Here is a 15,445-nt window from a genome sequence, read left to right on the forward strand (position 1 = left end):
CTGAGCTCTACAGCAACAGCCCATGTTTTTGCCGCAAGGTGTGATGAGCGCTTTGCGGTTTTTTTTTGCCTGCGGTTTTTTGATCGCGGATATATAGCTTCTGCCGAAGGCGTGGGAGCCGGCTTGCTGGCGAATGCGTCGGGTCAGATAAATCAATGTTGAATGAAACCCCGCTTTCGCCAGCAAGCCGGCTCCCACAGAGATGTGTGTCGCACCGTGGATTCATGATCGGCGCGATTCTGCGGAAGGCAGCTCTCACCGCCCTATAACCCTACGTATCTAAATGCTTTCTAAGTGATCACCTGTAGCTATCACTGGATACGCATAAGTGATTAGCCGTGCCCCGTTCCGGCTGGCTAAATTCACCCCATCGACGCGCAGCGCCAGCGCCAGACGCATCGAATAACAACTACAAAAAGCCTGTCCCGTCTCATGCGGGGTAGCGGGCACCGAGGAACACACAGATGACAGCTCCTGTTTCTGCTCAGGCTCTTGATCGGGCCATTTCCAAAAGCCGGCTCCGCCTGCTGCCTTTCCTGATTCTCATGTACATCCTGGCCTTCATCGACCGTTCCAACGTCGGCTTTGCCAAAGCCGCGCTGGCCGCTGATACCGGTCTGGGCGATGCGGCGTTCGCGTTTGGCGCGAGCATCTTCTTCATCGGTTATGCCTTCTTCGAGGTGCCCAGCAACTACATGCTGCACAAGCTCGGCGCCAAGGTCTGGCTGTGCCGGATCATGGTCACCTGGGGTTTGGTTTCGGCGGCAATGATGTTCGCCCACAACGCCCAGACCTTATACGTCCTGCGCTTCCTGCTGGGTGTGGCCGAAGCCGGTTTCTTCCCCGGCATCATCCTTTACCTCACCTACTGGTTCCCGTCGAAAAGCCGTGGCCAGGCGTTGGGCCTGTTCTACTTCGGCCTGCCGCTGGCGCTGGTCTTTGGCAGCCCGCTGTCGGGATGGTTGCTGGACTTCCACGGCGTGTTCGGCCTGACCAACTGGCAATGGCTGTTCGTCGTCGAGGGCCTGATGGCGTCGGCCGTGGGCATCGCGGCGTACTTCTATCTGGTCAACCGCCCGGCGCAGGCTCGCTGGTTGAGCGATGAAGAAAAGCATGCGCTGAGCAGTGCCCTGGCTGAAGAAGATTCGAAGAAGAAAGCCAGCCCGCACGGTTTCTTGAGTGCTCTGCGCAACGGTCGCGTGCTCAAGTTCTGCGTGGCGTATTTCACCATTCAGATGAGTGTGTACGGCGTGGTGTTCTACTTGCCGACCCGCATTGCGGGTCTGGGCGACGGCCACGTGGGTCTCAACGTTGGCCTGATCACGGCGATCCCGTGGGTCTGCGCGCTGATCGTCACTCGCTTGATCACCCGTTACGCCGACCGTACTGGCCTGCACCGTCGTCTCGCCGTGTGCATGTTGACCATGGCCGCGTTGGGTATCGCCGCCTCGGCGTTGGGCACGAGCACGGTGCCGGTGGTGATCGCGTTTTGCTTCGCGGCGGCCGGGTTCGTTGCCGTGCAACCGCTGTTCTGGACCATCCCCACCAACTACCTGAGCGGCGCCGCAGCGGCAGGCGGCATTGCGTTGATCAACTCCATCGGCAATCTCGGCGGCTTCGTCGCGCCGAACCTGAAAACCATCATGGAAGCCAGCTATGGCGACCCGCGCGCAGGCATGTTTGCCCTGGCGGCGGTTGGCATTCTCGGCGCCATTTTGATCGCTCGTTTGAAGCAGCAAGACACCCCGAACGCTCCCACTCCGCTGACCTGCGCACAGGTCGGCTGAACTCAAATCCTGAAGTAGCAATCAAGGAATCGCACCCATGAAAATCAAGGCAATCCGTACCCGCGTCTTCGAATGGAAAGGCAAGGTCGTTCCACCACAAGCGCACTTCTGCACCAACGCCAGCGACATCCTGTTCGAGCGCGGCGACGCGATGGGCTCCTTCCGTTTCCACGGCTGGCTGGTGGTGGAAGTCGAGACCGACAACGGTATCGTCGGCATTGGTAACTGCGCCCTCGCACCTCGCGTGGCCAAGGAAATCATCGACACCTACCTGGCCCCGATCGCCATTGGCGAAGACCCGTTCGACAACGAATACATCTGGCAGAAAATGTACCGCCAGAGTCACGCCTGGGGCCGCAAAGGCATCGGCATGGCGGCCATTTCGGCCATCGACATCGCCATCTGGGACATCATGGGCAAGGCCGTCAACAAGCCGGTGTTCAAACTGCTCGGTGGCCGCACCAAAGAGAAGATCTGGACCTACGCCTCCAAGCTCTACGCCAACGACAATCTGGACCTGTTCCTGGAAGAAGCGCAGGGCTATCTGAGCCAGGGCTTCACAGCGATGAAGATGCGTTTCGGCTACGGCCCGAAAGACGGCCCGGCAGGCATGCGTCGTAACATCGAACAAGTGCGCGCGCTGCGTGAACTGGCAGGTCCCGATGTGGACATCATGCTGGAGTGCTACATGGGCTGGACCCTGGAATACGCCCGTCGCATGTTGCCGAAACTGGCTGAATTCGAACCGCGCTGGCTTGAAGAACCGGTGATTGCCGACGACCTGGAAGGCTACATCGAGCTGAAGAAGATGGGCATCATGCCGATCTCTGGCGGCGAGCACGAGTTCACTTCGTATGGCTTCAAAGACATGCTCGAACGCCGCGCGGTCGACGTGATCCAGTACGACACCAACCGCGTGGGCGGCATCACCGCTGCGCGCAAGATCAACGCCATGGCTGAAGCCTGGTCGGTGCCGGTCATTCCTCACGCCGGTCAGATGCATAACTACCACCTGACCATGTCCACCACCGCCTCGCCGATGTCCGAGTTCTTCCCGGTGTTCGACGTCGAGGTCGGCAACGAGCTGTTCTACTACGTGTTCAAAGGCGAGCCTGCGCCGGTCAACGGCTACATCCAGCTGGACGACAACAAGCCGGGGTTGGGGCTGGAGATCTCGGAAGAGTATCTGAGCGAGTTCAACATTATCGAGTGATGAGCAAACGTCGCCCGCCTGCGATTGCGCGGCGGGCGCATCTCACTCTGTGGGAGCGAATTCATTCGCGAGAGGTCGGCACATCCGACACAAGTGTTTTGAATGTAAAACCGAATCGCGAATGAATTCGCTCCCACAGGATCGTCACGTGTGTTTTTGAAAGACCGGCTTCTGGAGACAAACAATGCGCCTGATCCAATTCGAAAACAGCACCGGACAACGCCAGGTCGGCGTTGTCGAAGGTGCGCAGGTCAACGTCGTTCGCAATACCACCAGCACCCGCGAACTGGCCCTGGCCGCCATTCGCAGCCAACACTCTCTGCAAACCGAAGTCAGCAAACGCGGCACCGAGTCTGGTCCTGATTACTTAGCCTTGCTGCAAAACGGCCAGGTCCTCCCGCCGCTGGACCACGAAGACCCGGCCCACTGCCTGATCAGCGGCACCGGTCTGACCCATCTGGGCAGCGCCTCGGCTCGCGACAAGATGCACCAGCATGACGGTGAGGTCGAAGCGGGCATGACCGACACCATGAAAATCTTCAAATGGGGCATCGAAGGCGGCAAACCCGCCCAAGGCCAGGTCGGCGCGCAGCCGGAGTGGTTCTACAAAGGCGACGGCAGCATCGTCGTGCGTCCCGGCGCGGACTTCCCGGTGCCGCCGTTTGCCGAAGACGCAGGCGAAGAGCCCGAGTTGACCGGCCTCTACGTCATCGGCGACGACGGCCAGCCGTACCGCCTCGGCTACGCGCTGGGCAACGAGTTTTCCGACCACGTCATGGAGCGCCGTAACTACCTGTACCTCGCCCATTCCAAACTGCGCTATTGCGCCTACGGCCCTGAGCTACGCATCGGCGAGCTGCCGCGTCACCTGTCCGGCATGAGCCGCATCAAGCGCAATGGCGAAGTGATCTGGGAGAAGGAATTCCTCAGCGGCGAGGACAACATGTGCCACAGCCTGGCGAACCTCGAATACCACCACTTCAAGTACGCGCAGTTCCTGCGTCCGGGCGACGTGCACATTCATTACTTCGGCACGGCGACGCTGTCGTTTGCTGACGGCGTGAAAACCCAGCCCGGCGACCGCTTCCAGATCAGCCTCGATGCGTTCGGCGCGCCGTTGGAAAATGGCATCGGCGAAGGCCCGCGTCCGGTGGCGATCGGTCAGGTCAAAACCCTTTAAGGAGTGCTCATGTCTTCCCATCAAGGACACAACTTCATCGCCGGGCAGCGCAGCGCGCAGGGCTCTGTGCAGTTGAGCAGCCTCGACGCAACAACCGGCGAGGCCTTGCCGCACCCGTTCGTGCAGGCCACTGAAGCGGAAGTCGAAACTGCCGCCAAGGCCGCTGCCGAGGCGTTCCCGATTTACCGCAACCTACCTGCGGAAAAGCGCGCGCAGTTTCTCGATGCGATTGCCGATGAACTGGACGCGCTGGGCGATGATTTCGTGGCCACCGTTTGCCGCGAAACCGCCTTGCCTGCCGGGCGCATTCAAGGCGAGCGCGGGCGCACCAGTGGCCAGATGCGACTGTTCGCCAAGGTGCTGCGTCGCGGCGATTTCTATGGCGCGCGGATCGACCGGGCGCTGCCGGATCGTCAGCCATTGCCACGCCCTGATTTGCGTCAGGTGCGCATCGGCGTCGGCCCGGTTGCGGTGTTCGGGGCGAGCAACTTCCCGCTGGCGTTTTCCACAGCGGGTGGCGATACCGCGTCCGCGTTGGCCGCCGGTTGCCCGGTCATCGTCAAGGCCCACAGCGGCCACATGGCCACCGCCGAGCGCGTGGCCGAAGCGGTGACCCGCGCCGCCGAGCGCACCGGCATGCCCAAAGGCGTGTTCAGTATGATCTTCGGTAATGGCGTTGGCGAATGGCTGGTCAAGCATCCGCTGATTCAAGCGGTCGGCTTCACCGGCTCGCTCAAGGGCGGTAACGCGCTGGTGAAAATGGCTTCGGAGCGTCCTCAGCCGATCCCGGTGTTCGCCGAGATGTCGAGCATCAACCCGGTGTTCGTGTTGCCCGAGGCGTTGGCGGTGCGTGGCGAAAAGATCGCCTCGGAACTGGCCGCTTCGGTCACCTTGGGTTGTGGTCAGTTCTGCACCAACCCCGGTTTGGTCATTGGTCTGCGTTCGCCTGCGTTCAGCCGTTTCCTTGAACAGCTCAGCGCCAACATGAACGATCAGGCGCCGCAGACCATGCTCAACGCGGGTGGGTTGGTCAGCTACAGCAAAGGGCTGGAGCACTTGCATGGCCACGGCGGTGTGACGCATTTGGCCGGTCATCCACAGCAAGGCAAACAAGCGCAGCCGCAGTTGTTCAAGGCAGACGTGAGCCTGCTGCTCAACGGGGATGAGCTTTTGCAGGAAGAGGTGTTCGGTCCGACCACCATCGTCATCGAAGTCGAGGATGAGGCGACGTTGAAAGCGGCGCTAAACGGATTGCGCGGCCAACTGACGGCTACCGTGATCGGCGAGTCGGCTGAATTGACGAGCCATGCCTGGCTGATGCAAGCGTTGCAGGAGAAGGTCGGGCGCGTGTTGCTCAACGGTTATCCGACAGGGGTGGAGGTGTGTGACGCGATGGTCCATGGCGGACCGTATCCGGCGACCTCGGATTCTCGGGGGACTTCGGTGGGGACACTGGCGATTGACCGCTTCCTGCGCCCTGTGTGTTTCCAGAACTACCCGGATGCCCTGCTGCCCGAGGCGTTGCAAAACGCCAACCCGCTGAAGATTCGGCGGTTAGTGGATGGGGATATTACTGATTCAGCGCTGTAGCCCAAACGCCGATCAACCCTGTGGGAGCCGGCTTGCTGGCGAATGCGGTATGTCATTCAGCATTGATGTGGCTGATCCGACGCATTCGCCAGCAAGCCGGCTCCCACAAGTACGGTATGGAGTGGGATCAAACCCGCGCCGTCTGTTTCTCGGTCACCTCAGCAGGCGACGCATCGGCAAAGTGATTCACCTGCCGCAGCGGCTTGAAGCCCCACATCCAGGTCCCCACCACACCCAGCGTGCACAGCCCACCAAGCACCGCCGCAGGCACCGCGCCGAACATCGCAGCGCTGCTGCCCGCGCGGAATTCACCCAGCTCGTTGGATGAACCGATGAACAGCATGTTCACCGCGTTCACCCGGCCGCGCATGTCGTCCGGGGTCGAGAACTGCACCAGCGTCGAGCGAATGTAGACGCTGACCATGTCTGCCGCACCGGCGATCATCAGCGCCAGCAACGACAGCCAGAACAGCGTCGACAAGGCGAACACCAGATTGGCCAGGCCAAATACCGCAACGGCGATGAACATCACCAGCCCGACATGGCGATCAAACGGACGCGCCGCCAGATACAGCCCTGTACTGACTTCACCCAGACTCATTGCACTGCGCAGCGCCCCCAGCCCTTGTGGCCCCAGATGCAGCACTTCATGAGCGTAGATCGGCAGCAACGCCACCACACCGCCCAGCAGTACCGCGAACAGGTCCAACGAGATGGTGCCGAGGATGATCGGCCGCGAACGAATGAAGGCAATGCCTGCGGTGAAGCGCTTCCAGGCGGTGGATTCAAGAATCTGTTTCTTCCCGGCGAACAGCACCGGCACCCGCATCAACAACAGCACGCCCGCGATGAAGCTGGCCATGCACACGGTGTACGTCAGCCCACCGCCACCCGCGGCGTAAAGACCACCGCCGACCAAGGGACCTGCAATAGTGGCGATGCGCATGATCATGCTGTTCGTCGCAATCGCCGACGCCAGCTTCTCGCGGGGCACCACTTGCGGCAGCAGGCTTTGCAGCGCCGGGCCGGTGAAGGCGCGGGCGCAGCCGAAGAGGGCGAGGGTCGCGTAAATCAGGCGGGTGTCTTGATGGTGGGTGACCGAGAACAGCATCAGCATCAGGCTGCACAGCGCTTGTACGGTCCAACTGACGGCCAGGATCAACTTGCGGTCGTAGCGGTCGATCAGATCGCCTGCGGGCATCAGCAACAACAGCATCGGAATGAACTGCGCCAGCCCCACGTAGGCGAGGGAAATCGGGTCGCGGGTCATGTCGTAGACCTGCCAGGCGACGACGACGGCCTGAATTTGCATGGCAAACACGGCAGCGAGGCGGGCAGTCAGGAAGGCAAGGAAACCGGGCAGTTTGAGCGCGCTTTCAGAGGCAGACGAGGCGGGCGTATCGGAACTCAAGGCAGGACATCCATCGAAGCGAAAGACGGCCGACCGTTATACACCCGTAAGGAGGTATATGCCTCTTACTGTCAGAAATTTAATGATGGGTGGTGCGTTGTTAGTTGACTGACCGCCGGGCATTGAGCTGACAGGAAACTTGTGGGAGCCGGCTTGCTGGCGAAAGCGGGATGTCAGAAACATTAATGTCGATTGACACACTGCATTCGCCAGCAAGCCGGCTCCCACAGGTCCGGCGGTGTTTGTCGGATCAGCGTCTGACCAACAACACACCCGACTCCATATGGTGCGTATACGGAAACTGATCGAACAATGCGCAACGCTCGACCCGGTGGGTGTCGTGCAATTGCGCAATGTTGGCGGCCAGGGTTTCCGGGTTGCAGGAAATATACAGAATCCGGTCGAAACGTCGGGTCAGCTCGCACGTGTCCGGGTCCATTCCCGCACGTGGGGGATCAACGAACACGCAACCGAAGTCGTAGCTCTTCAGATCGACACCGGCCAGACGACGGAACGGACGCACGTCATTCAGCGCTTCGGTCAGCTCTTCGGCAGACAGACGCACCAGCGTGACGTTGTCCACGGCGTTGTCCGCCAGATTGCTCAGCGCGGCGTTGACCGACGTCTTGCTGATCTCAGTGGCCAGCACTTTGCGCACACGGGTCGCCAGCGGCAGGGTGAAGTTGCCGTTGCCGCAATACAGCTCCAGCAGGTCATCTTCCCGCTCGCCCAACGCCTCGTACGCCCAGCTCAGCATTTTCTGGTTCACGGTGCCGTTGGGCTGGGTGAACGCGCCCTCTGGCTGGCGATAGCTGAAGGTGCGCCCAGCGACGTCCAGTTCTTCCGTCACGTAATCGTGACCGATGACCAGACGTTGGCCCTTGGAGCGACCAATCACGCTGACGTTGAGATCCTTCGCCAGTTGCTCGGCCTCTTGCTGCCAGGTGTCGTCCAGCGGGCGGTGGTAACACAGCGTAACCATGCCGTCGCCCGCCAATGTGGTCAGGAAATCCACTTGGAACAGCTTGTGGTTGAGCGTCTGACTGGCTTCCCAACGATCACGCAACACGGGCATCAACGCGTTGATCTGCTGACTGGCGATGGGGAAATCGTTGATCAGGATCGGCGCGTATTTGTCGCCGGGCGCGAACATCGCGTAGTGACGCTTGCCGTCTTCGCGCCAGAGGCGGAATTCGGCACGCAGGCGGTAGTGCTCGCGGGGCGAATCGAAGACTTGCGGTTCAGGCGCGTCAAACGGCTTGAGCAACTCGCGCAGGCGCTGGGCCTTTTCGTCGAGCTGCTGGCTGTAGTTGGCGGGGTCGAACGGAGCACTCATGGGTAGAAGCCCAACTTGATCACGAACAGAATCGACAGCACGACCAGCGCCGAATTCAGCTCACGGCCACGACCTGACAACAGCTTGATCACGGTCCAGGAAATGAAGCCGAAGGCGATGCCGTTGGCGATGGAGTAGGTGAACGGCATCGCCAACGCAGTCAGCACCACAGGCGCGGCTTCGGTGATGTCTTCCCAGTTGATTTCCGCCAGGCCCGAGGTCATCAGCACGGCGACGAACAACAGCGCAGGGGCAGTGGCGAACGCGGGAACGCTACCGGCCAGCGGAGCGAAGAACAGTGCCAGCAGGAACAGCACGGCAACGACGATGGCGGTCAGGCCGGTGCGGCCTCCGGCGCTCACGCCCGCAGCGGATTCGATGTAGCTGGTAGTGGTCGAGGTGCCCAGCAGCGAACCGGCCATGGCGGCGGTGCTGTCGGCGATCAGGGCGCGGCCCATTTTCGGCATGTGGCCGTCTTTGCCCATCAGGCCTGCGCGTTTGGCAACGCCGATCAGGGTACCGGAGTTGTCGAACAGATCAACGAACAGGAAAGAGAAAATCACGCTCACCAGGCCGATGTTCAGCGCGCCCGCGATGTCCAGTTGCAGGAAGGTCGGCGCCAGCGATGGCGGCATCGACACCACGCCACCGAACGGCGAGAAGCCCAGCACGATCGAAACGATGGTCACCGCCAGAATGCCGATCAGCACCGCGCCGCGCACTTTCAGGGCTTCCAGGCCCACGATCAGGGCAAAACCCAGTGCCGCGAGGATCGGTGCGGGTTTGGCCAGATCACCCAGACCGACCATGGTGGCCGGGTTGCTGACCACGATTTCCGCGTTGTGCAGGGCGATCAGCGCCAGAAACAGGCCAATACCGGCCGCAATGGCCGACCGCAACGGCAATGGAATGCTGTTGATGATCCATTCACGGATGCGAAAGATCGACAGCAGGAAGAACATCACCGCCGAAATGAACACCGCACCCAGTGCCACTTGCCAGGTGTGGCCCATGTGCAGGACGACGGTGTAGGTGAAGAAGGCGTTCAGGCCCATGCCCGGCGCCAGGGCAATCGGGTAGTTGGCGATCAGGCCCATGACCGTGGAGCCGATGGCAGCTGCCAGACAGGTCGCGACGAAGATGGCGCCCTTGTCCATGCCGGTCGCGCCGAGGATGCTCGGGTTGACGAACAGGATGTAGGCCATGGCGAGGAACGTCGTGACCCCGGCCAGAATTTCGGTACGCACATTGGTGTTATGTGCTCTGAGTTGAAACAGCCGTTCCAGCATGTGTGGCTCCCCGGTGACGCATTGCGCCATTAATGAAATCGACTAAAACAGCAAAGCACAGCGAGCCGAAACAGCCTGCACAAATTCTGCCAGTCACAAAAAGCCGCGCATCATACCAGCAGCGTTGCGCAAAGGGGGCGGGTGCCGGTCGGGGGATGGGATTTGTCTGGATAGTCATTTCGTCAGGCGCCCCGTTCTCCTGTGGGAGCCGGCTCCCACGGGAATCTGTGGCTGGCGGATAGAGTGGTGTCAACCCGCTACCTTTACCAATGTCGCCCCAGTGCAAGCACAGGTCGCGCTGGTGCGTTTGGCTCGCAAGGCGGCTGCGTAATTTGCATCAACGCGGCAGCAATGCATTGTCGTGGGGCTTCAAGCCTTAGAAATAAACTGCCGAAAAGAGCTGATTAAAAATAACGAGCCGACCCGAGGAGCACGCATGAACAGAATTATTCGTCAGATCAGTTGCGCGGTGTTGATGCTGAGCAGTACCGCTTACATGGCAGCATCAACGGCAGCGGAGCCTGCCAAATGTCAGAGCGTGCGGATGGGGGTGGTCAACTGGACCGACGTGATCGCCACCAGCGCAGTGGCCGAGGTGCTGCTGCAGAACATGGGTTACGAGGTCAAGCAGACCAGCGCCGCACAGCAGATCGTCTTCGGTGGCTTGCGCGATGATCGTCTGGACGTGTTCCTGGGTTACTGGAAACCGGCGATGGACAAGAACATCGCGCCCTTCGTCGAGGCCAAGCAGGTCAAGGTTTTCGACACCCCCAGCATGAGCGACGCCCAGGCCACTCTGGCAGTGCCGCAATACGTGTACGACGGCGGCCTGAAAACCTTCGCCGACATCGCCAAATTCAAAGACAAACTCGGCGGCAAGATCTACGGCATTGAGCCGGGAACCGGCGCCAACGCCAACATCAAAGGCATGATCGAGAAGAACCAGTTCGGTCTGGGTGGCTTTCAGTTGGTCGAGTCCGGTGAAGCGGGCATGCTTGCCGCCGTGCAACGTGCGACCAAGCGTAACGAGTGGGTCGTCTTCGTCGGCTGGACCCCGCACCCGATGAACATCAACATGAAAATCGCCTACTTGACGGGCAGCGAGGACGTGTTCGGTCCGGGTGAAGGCGCTGCGACCGTATCCGTGGTCACGGCTCCGGACTACGCGACCCGTTGCCCGAACGTCAACAAGCTGATGAGCAACCTGAAGTTCACCGCTGCTCAGGAAAGCCAGATGATGGTGCCGATCATGGACCGCAAGGCGCCGAACGATGTGGCCAAGCAATGGCTCAAGGATCACCCGGAGGACATGAAGCGCTGGCTGGAAGGTGTGACCACGTTTGATGGCAAGGATGCAGCGGCGGCAGTGCAGGTGGCGGTTAATAAGTAATCGAGCGTTGGGTTGCTATTTGCTTGGCGGTTACAACGTTGTCGGCTGGGTTATGTTGTGGGAGCCGGCTTGCTGGCGAATGGGGTCTGTCAGTCGATGAATTCATGACTGATTCACCGCTTTCGCCAGCAAGCCGGCTACCACAAGCATTGCATCCAGCCCGAGACATTCGATACGCACCCTCATGCGGCGTGATCGGAGAAGGGAGGACGCAATGAGCTATCCGCTCTCGCCAGAAATGGCGCTGTTCATCGAGAAAACCCTCAGCTTCAGCGTCGATTCGCTGGAAATCGCGGCGCAACGCCGTGCTTATTCTCGGATGTGCGAGGCCTTCACCCCTATTCGTTCCCGTCGTCTGGAGGTCCGGGATTTCACCCTGGCGGGGGTGCCTGTGCGCGCTTATCGCCCTCATCAACTGCCCATCGAACAACCCGCGCCCTGTGTCGTGTACCTGCACGGCGGCGGCTGGGTGGTGGGAGATCTGGATTCTCATGATTTTCTCACCGCAGCGCTGGCCGTGGATCTGAATGCGGTGGTCATCGCTGTGGATTATCGTCTGGCCCCCGAGCATCCGTTTCCCGCCGGTTTTGGGGATTGCCTGGCGGTCTGGCACGCGCTACAGATTCAAGCTCAACGGCTGGATATCGACCCGCATCGCATCGCCATCGCTGGAGACAGCGCGGGGGGCAATCTGGCGGCAGCGGTGTGTCTGGCCTTGCGCGATTCCGGCGAGCGTCAGCCGGTGGGGCAAGTGTTGGTCTATCCGGGGCTGGGCGGCAGTGATGACCTGCCGTCGCGCAGTGAGTGTTCCGATGCGCCTCTGCTCAGTACGGCGGACCTCGCGTTTTATCGGCAGCTTTACCTCAAGGACGGCGAGCGCTCGCCTTATGCGATGCCGCTCAACGCCTCCGATTTTCGTGGGCTTGCACCAGCGTTCATTGCGGTTGCGCAGTTCGACCCGCTGCGTGACGACGGGCTCTGCTACGAACGAGCGTTGCGCGAGGCGGGGGTGATGACTGAGTTCGATCCCGGCATGGGGTTGGTGCATGGCAGCCTGCGCGGCAAGGGGCAGGTGCCGGAGGTTGATACGCTGTATCAGCGCTTGGTCAAGGCACTGCTCGGTTTTTTGCGCAGCTCACTGTGATCGCGGGCAAGACTCGTGCCTACGGCCTACGGCCAGAAGCCAAAGCGCGCCATCACATGCCGGAGATTCATTACCACTCATCTGATCCGCTCCCCCGCCAACTGCTCTGCATCAAAGGGTGAGGCAACTCGTCACGCGACAAAAGGCCACGCAGTTCATGCGCCGAAATGGGACTACTCTTTCAAGGTCGGTTGACCTGTATCAAGGGCGCAATGGCCTTTGGTTGATCGGTCGGCTTGACACGGCCCCTGCGACCCGAATCTGAGCGCGAAACCCAAAAGAACGAACGCGTCACGCTGAACTCAATACATCGTGGGGGGCAGCCGCTCACTAGCCGGTATCACCTGATAGAGGAAGACCTATGTTCGGTTTAGAGGCGCTCGATCTCGCCCGAATGCAGTTCGCGTTCACCGTTTCATTCCACATCCTGTTCCCTGCCATCACCATCGGCCTGGCGAGTTTCCTCGCGGTGCTCGAAGGCCTCTGGCTCAAGACCCACGACAACACCTACCGCGACCTCTACCACTTCTGGTCGAAGATATTTGCCGTCAACTTCGGCATGGGCGTGGTCTCCGGTCTGGTCATGGCTTACGAGTTCGGCACCAACTGGAGCCGTTTCTCCGACTTTGCCGGTGCCATCACAGGCCCCTTGCTGACCTACGAAGTGCTCACGGCCTTCTTCCTCGAAGCGGGTTTTCTGGGCGTCATGCTGTTCGGTTGGAACCGCGTGGGCCGTGGCCTGCACTTCTTTTCAACCGTCATGGTCGCGGTTGGCACGCTGATTTCCACCTTCTGGATTCTGGCGTCCAACAGTTGGATGCAGACGCCGCAAGGTTACGAAATCGTCGACGGCCGCGTGATTCCGGTCGACTGGCTGGCGGTGATCTTCAACCCGTCGTTCCCATTCCGTCTGGCGCACATGGCGATTGCTGCGTTTGTCGCAACGGCCTTCTTCGTCGGCGCCTCGGCAGCCTGGCACTTGCTGCGCGGGCGTGACAATCCGGCGATTCGGCGCATGCTGTCGATGGCCATGTGGATGGCGCTGGTCGTTGCTCCGATTCAAGCGATGGTCGGTGACGCCCACGGGTTAAACACCCTGGAGCATCAACCGGCGAAGATCGCGGCCATCGAAGGCCACTGGGAGAACGTCGGCGATGAGCCAACGCCTCTGATCCTGTTCGGCTGGCCGGACATGAAAGAAGAGAAAACCAAATTTGCGCTGGAAGTGCCGTATCTGGGCAGTCTGATCCTTACCCACAGCCTCGATAAGCAGATTCCGGCGCTCAAATCATTCCCGCCGCAAGACCGACCCAACTCCACCATCGTGTTCTGGTCGTTCCGCATCATGGCCGGTCTGGGCATGCTGATGATTGCCGTGGGCCTATGGAGTGCCTGGCTGCGCTGGCGCGGCGGGTTGTACAGCAATCGCTGGTTCCTGCGGCTGGTTATGGTCATGGGGCCGTCGGGGTTGATCGCGCTGCTGGCAGGCTGGTTCACCACTGAAATCGGCCGTCAGCCTTGGGTGGTTTATGGCCTGCTGCGCACCGCCGATGCGTCGTCAAATCACAGCGTGGGGCAGATGACCCTGACGCTGGTGCTGTTCGTCGTCGTGTATTTTGCGCTGTTCGGCGCAGGTTTCGGCTACATGATGCGCCTGGTGCGCAAAGGGCCGAAAACCCACGAGGGCGACGATCTGCCGCACGGCGGGCCAGGTCAAAAACGCACACCCGCACGTCCTCTCTCTGCTGCCGACGAAGGCACCGAAGAAGGCCACAAAGACCGCCTGCACGAGGGGCACTGAGTCATGGGTATCGATCTTCCACTGATCTGGGCCGTGATCATCATCTTCGGCATCATGATGTATGTCGTCATGGACGGCTTCGACCTCGGGATTGGCATCCTTTTCCCGTTCATCAAAGGCAAATCAGACCGCGACGTGATGATGAATACCGTCGCACCGGTCTGGGACGGTAATGAGACGTGGCTGGTGTTGGGCGGAGCCGGTTTGTTTGGCGCGTTTCCACTGGCCTATTCCGTCGTACTCGAGGCCTTGTATCTGCCCCTGATCTTCATGCTGTTCGGGCTGATTTTCCGTGGCGTGGCATTTGAGTTCCGCTTCAAGGCGACCGACGAGAAACGCCATCTTTGGGACAAGGCCTTCATCGGCGGCTCGCTGGTGGCAACGTTCTTCCAGGGCGTGGCACTGGGCGCGTTCATCGATGGCATTCCGGTGGTCAACCGCGCTTATGCAGGCGGCGGCCTGGACTGGCTGACGCCGTTCTCGCTGTTCTGCGGCCTGGCGCTGATCGTTGCGTACGCGTTGCTCGGTTGTACCTGGCTGATCATGAAAACCGAAGGCGGCTTGCAGAAGGCTATGCACGATCTGGCGCGCCCGCTTGCTGTCGCTACGCTGGTGGTCATGGCGATCGTCAGTCTGTGGACGCCACTGGCGCATCAGGACATCGCCGATCGCTGGTTCAGCCTGCCGAACCTGTTCTGGTTCATGCCGGTGCCTGCGTTGGTGCTGGTGACCATGTACGGTTTGTTCAAGGCCGTGCAGCGCAACGCGCACTACACGCCGTTTCTGCTGACGCTGGTGTTGATCTTCCTGGGTTACAGCGGTCTGGGCATCAGCCTGTGGCCGAACATCATCCCGCCGTCGATCTCGATCTGGGACGCCGCTTCGCCGCCACAGAGCCAAGGCTTCATCCTGGTAGGCACGCTTTTCATCATCCCGTTCATTCTGGGGTACACCTTCTGGAGCTACTACGTGTTCCGCGGCAAGGTCACCCACGAAGACGGCTACCACTAAAAGGGCAGGGCGATGACGAACGAAGAAGATGACGTTGCGCTGAAAAAGCCGCTCTGGCAGCGCTTGGGCTGGCTGCTGGTGATCTGGTCGGGCAGCGTGCTGGCGCTGTTCATTGTCGCCAGCCTGTTGCGGATGTTCATGACAGCGGCGGGGATGAAGACGCACTGATCAACGCTCAGCCGCAACGATGAACCCTCGTGGTAGCCGCCTTGGTGGCGAAAGCAGTGTGTCAGATAAATTGATGCCAACTGACACTTCGTCTTCGCCACCAAGGCGGCTCCCACAGGGTGTAT

The 15,445-nt window shown here is 60.6% G+C and carries 12 protein-coding genes; 9 read left to right on the forward strand and 3 right to left on the reverse strand.

Annotation, left to right across the window (positions count from 1 at the left end; all coding sequences use genetic code 11):
* Positions 1 to 464: 464 nt before the first annotated feature.
* From ACI2KB_RS25660 to ACI2KB_RS25675, 4 genes are all read left to right on the forward strand, one after another.
* Positions 465 to 1,787: an MFS transporter gene (locus tag ACI2KB_RS25660; protein WP_404639274.1), complete on the forward strand. Its 1,323-nt coding sequence runs from the start codon at positions 465 to 467 to the stop codon at positions 1,785 to 1,787.
* A 37-nt stretch (positions 1,788 to 1,824) separates the two neighbouring features.
* Complete coding sequence (locus ACI2KB_RS25665; RefSeq protein ID WP_404639276.1) at positions 1,825 to 3,000, forward strand: L-rhamnonate dehydratase; 1,176 nt, start codon at positions 1,825 to 1,827, stop codon at positions 2,998 to 3,000.
* Between the two features lie 184 nt (positions 3,001 to 3,184).
* Positions 3,185 to 4,180 carry an AraD1 family protein gene (araD1, locus tag ACI2KB_RS25670; protein ID WP_404639278.1) on the forward strand — a complete coding sequence of 332 codons (996 nt, stop codon included), beginning with the start codon at positions 3,185 to 3,187 and terminating at the stop codon, positions 4,178 to 4,180.
* Between the two features lie 9 nt (positions 4,181 to 4,189).
* Positions 4,190 to 5,770 carry an aldehyde dehydrogenase (NADP(+)) gene (locus ACI2KB_RS25675; RefSeq protein ID WP_404639280.1) on the forward strand — a complete coding sequence of 527 codons (1,581 nt, stop codon included), beginning with the start codon at positions 4,190 to 4,192 and terminating at the stop codon, positions 5,768 to 5,770.
* A 127-nt stretch (positions 5,771 to 5,897) separates the two neighbouring features.
* On the opposite strand, the gene ACI2KB_RS25680 is transcribed toward ACI2KB_RS25675, so the two are convergent.
* The 3 genes from ACI2KB_RS25680 to ACI2KB_RS25690 all read right to left on the reverse strand — a co-directional run bounded on the left by ACI2KB_RS25680 (position 5,898) and on the right by ACI2KB_RS25690 (position 9,806).
* Complete coding sequence (locus ACI2KB_RS25680) at positions 5,898 to 7,181, reverse strand: MFS transporter (RefSeq protein WP_404639282.1); 1,284 nt, start codon at positions 7,179 to 7,181, stop codon at positions 5,898 to 5,900.
* 250 nt (positions 7,182 to 7,431) lie between these two features.
* Positions 7,432 to 8,517 carry a tRNA (uridine(54)-C5)-methyltransferase TrmA gene (gene trmA / locus ACI2KB_RS25685; RefSeq protein WP_404639284.1) on the reverse strand — a complete coding sequence of 362 codons (1,086 nt, stop codon included), beginning with the start codon at positions 8,515 to 8,517 and terminating at the stop codon, positions 7,432 to 7,434.
* Positions 8,514 to 9,806 carry an NCS2 family permease gene (locus ACI2KB_RS25690; RefSeq protein ID WP_404639286.1) on the reverse strand — a complete coding sequence of 431 codons (1,293 nt, stop codon included), beginning with the start codon at positions 9,804 to 9,806 and terminating at the stop codon, positions 8,514 to 8,516. Before ACI2KB_RS25690 ends, trmA begins: the two co-directional genes overlap by 4 nt.
* Before the next feature lie 475 nt (positions 9,807 to 10,281).
* Here ACI2KB_RS25690 and choX point away from each other — a divergent pair, with 475 nt between their 5' ends.
* The 5 genes from choX (at position 10,282) to ACI2KB_RS25715 (ending at position 15,320) form a co-directional block, all read left to right on the forward strand.
* The gene (gene choX, locus ACI2KB_RS25695) at positions 10,282 to 11,196 is read left to right on the forward strand and encodes a choline ABC transporter substrate-binding protein (RefSeq protein ID WP_404639362.1); all 915 of its coding nucleotides are present in this window, start codon (positions 10,282 to 10,284) and stop codon (positions 11,194 to 11,196) included.
* A 214-nt stretch (positions 11,197 to 11,410) separates the two neighbouring features.
* The gene (locus ACI2KB_RS25700) at positions 11,411 to 12,340 is read left to right on the forward strand and encodes an alpha/beta hydrolase (protein WP_404639288.1); all 930 of its coding nucleotides are present in this window, start codon (positions 11,411 to 11,413) and stop codon (positions 12,338 to 12,340) included.
* 361 nt (positions 12,341 to 12,701) lie between these two features.
* On the forward strand, positions 12,702 to 14,141 hold the full coding sequence (locus ACI2KB_RS25705) for a cytochrome ubiquinol oxidase subunit I (protein WP_404639290.1): 1,440 nt from the start codon (positions 12,702 to 12,704) through the stop codon (positions 14,139 to 14,141).
* 3 nt (positions 14,142 to 14,144) lie between these two features.
* The gene (gene cydB, locus ACI2KB_RS25710; RefSeq protein WP_404639292.1) at positions 14,145 to 15,152 is read left to right on the forward strand and encodes a cytochrome d ubiquinol oxidase subunit II; all 1,008 of its coding nucleotides are present in this window, start codon (positions 14,145 to 14,147) and stop codon (positions 15,150 to 15,152) included.
* Positions 15,153 to 15,164: 12 nt separating this feature from the next.
* Positions 15,165 to 15,320, forward strand: coding sequence for a DUF2474 domain-containing protein (locus ACI2KB_RS25715; RefSeq protein WP_404639294.1), 156 nt, complete (start codon positions 15,165 to 15,167; stop codon positions 15,318 to 15,320).
* The last annotated feature ends 125 nt before the right edge of the window (positions 15,321 to 15,445 follow it).

Origin of the sequence: Pseudomonas sp. NPDC088444, assembly GCF_044900175.1 — a bacterium.
Taxonomy (GTDB): Bacteria; Pseudomonadota; Gammaproteobacteria; order Pseudomonadales; family Pseudomonadaceae; genus Aquipseudomonas.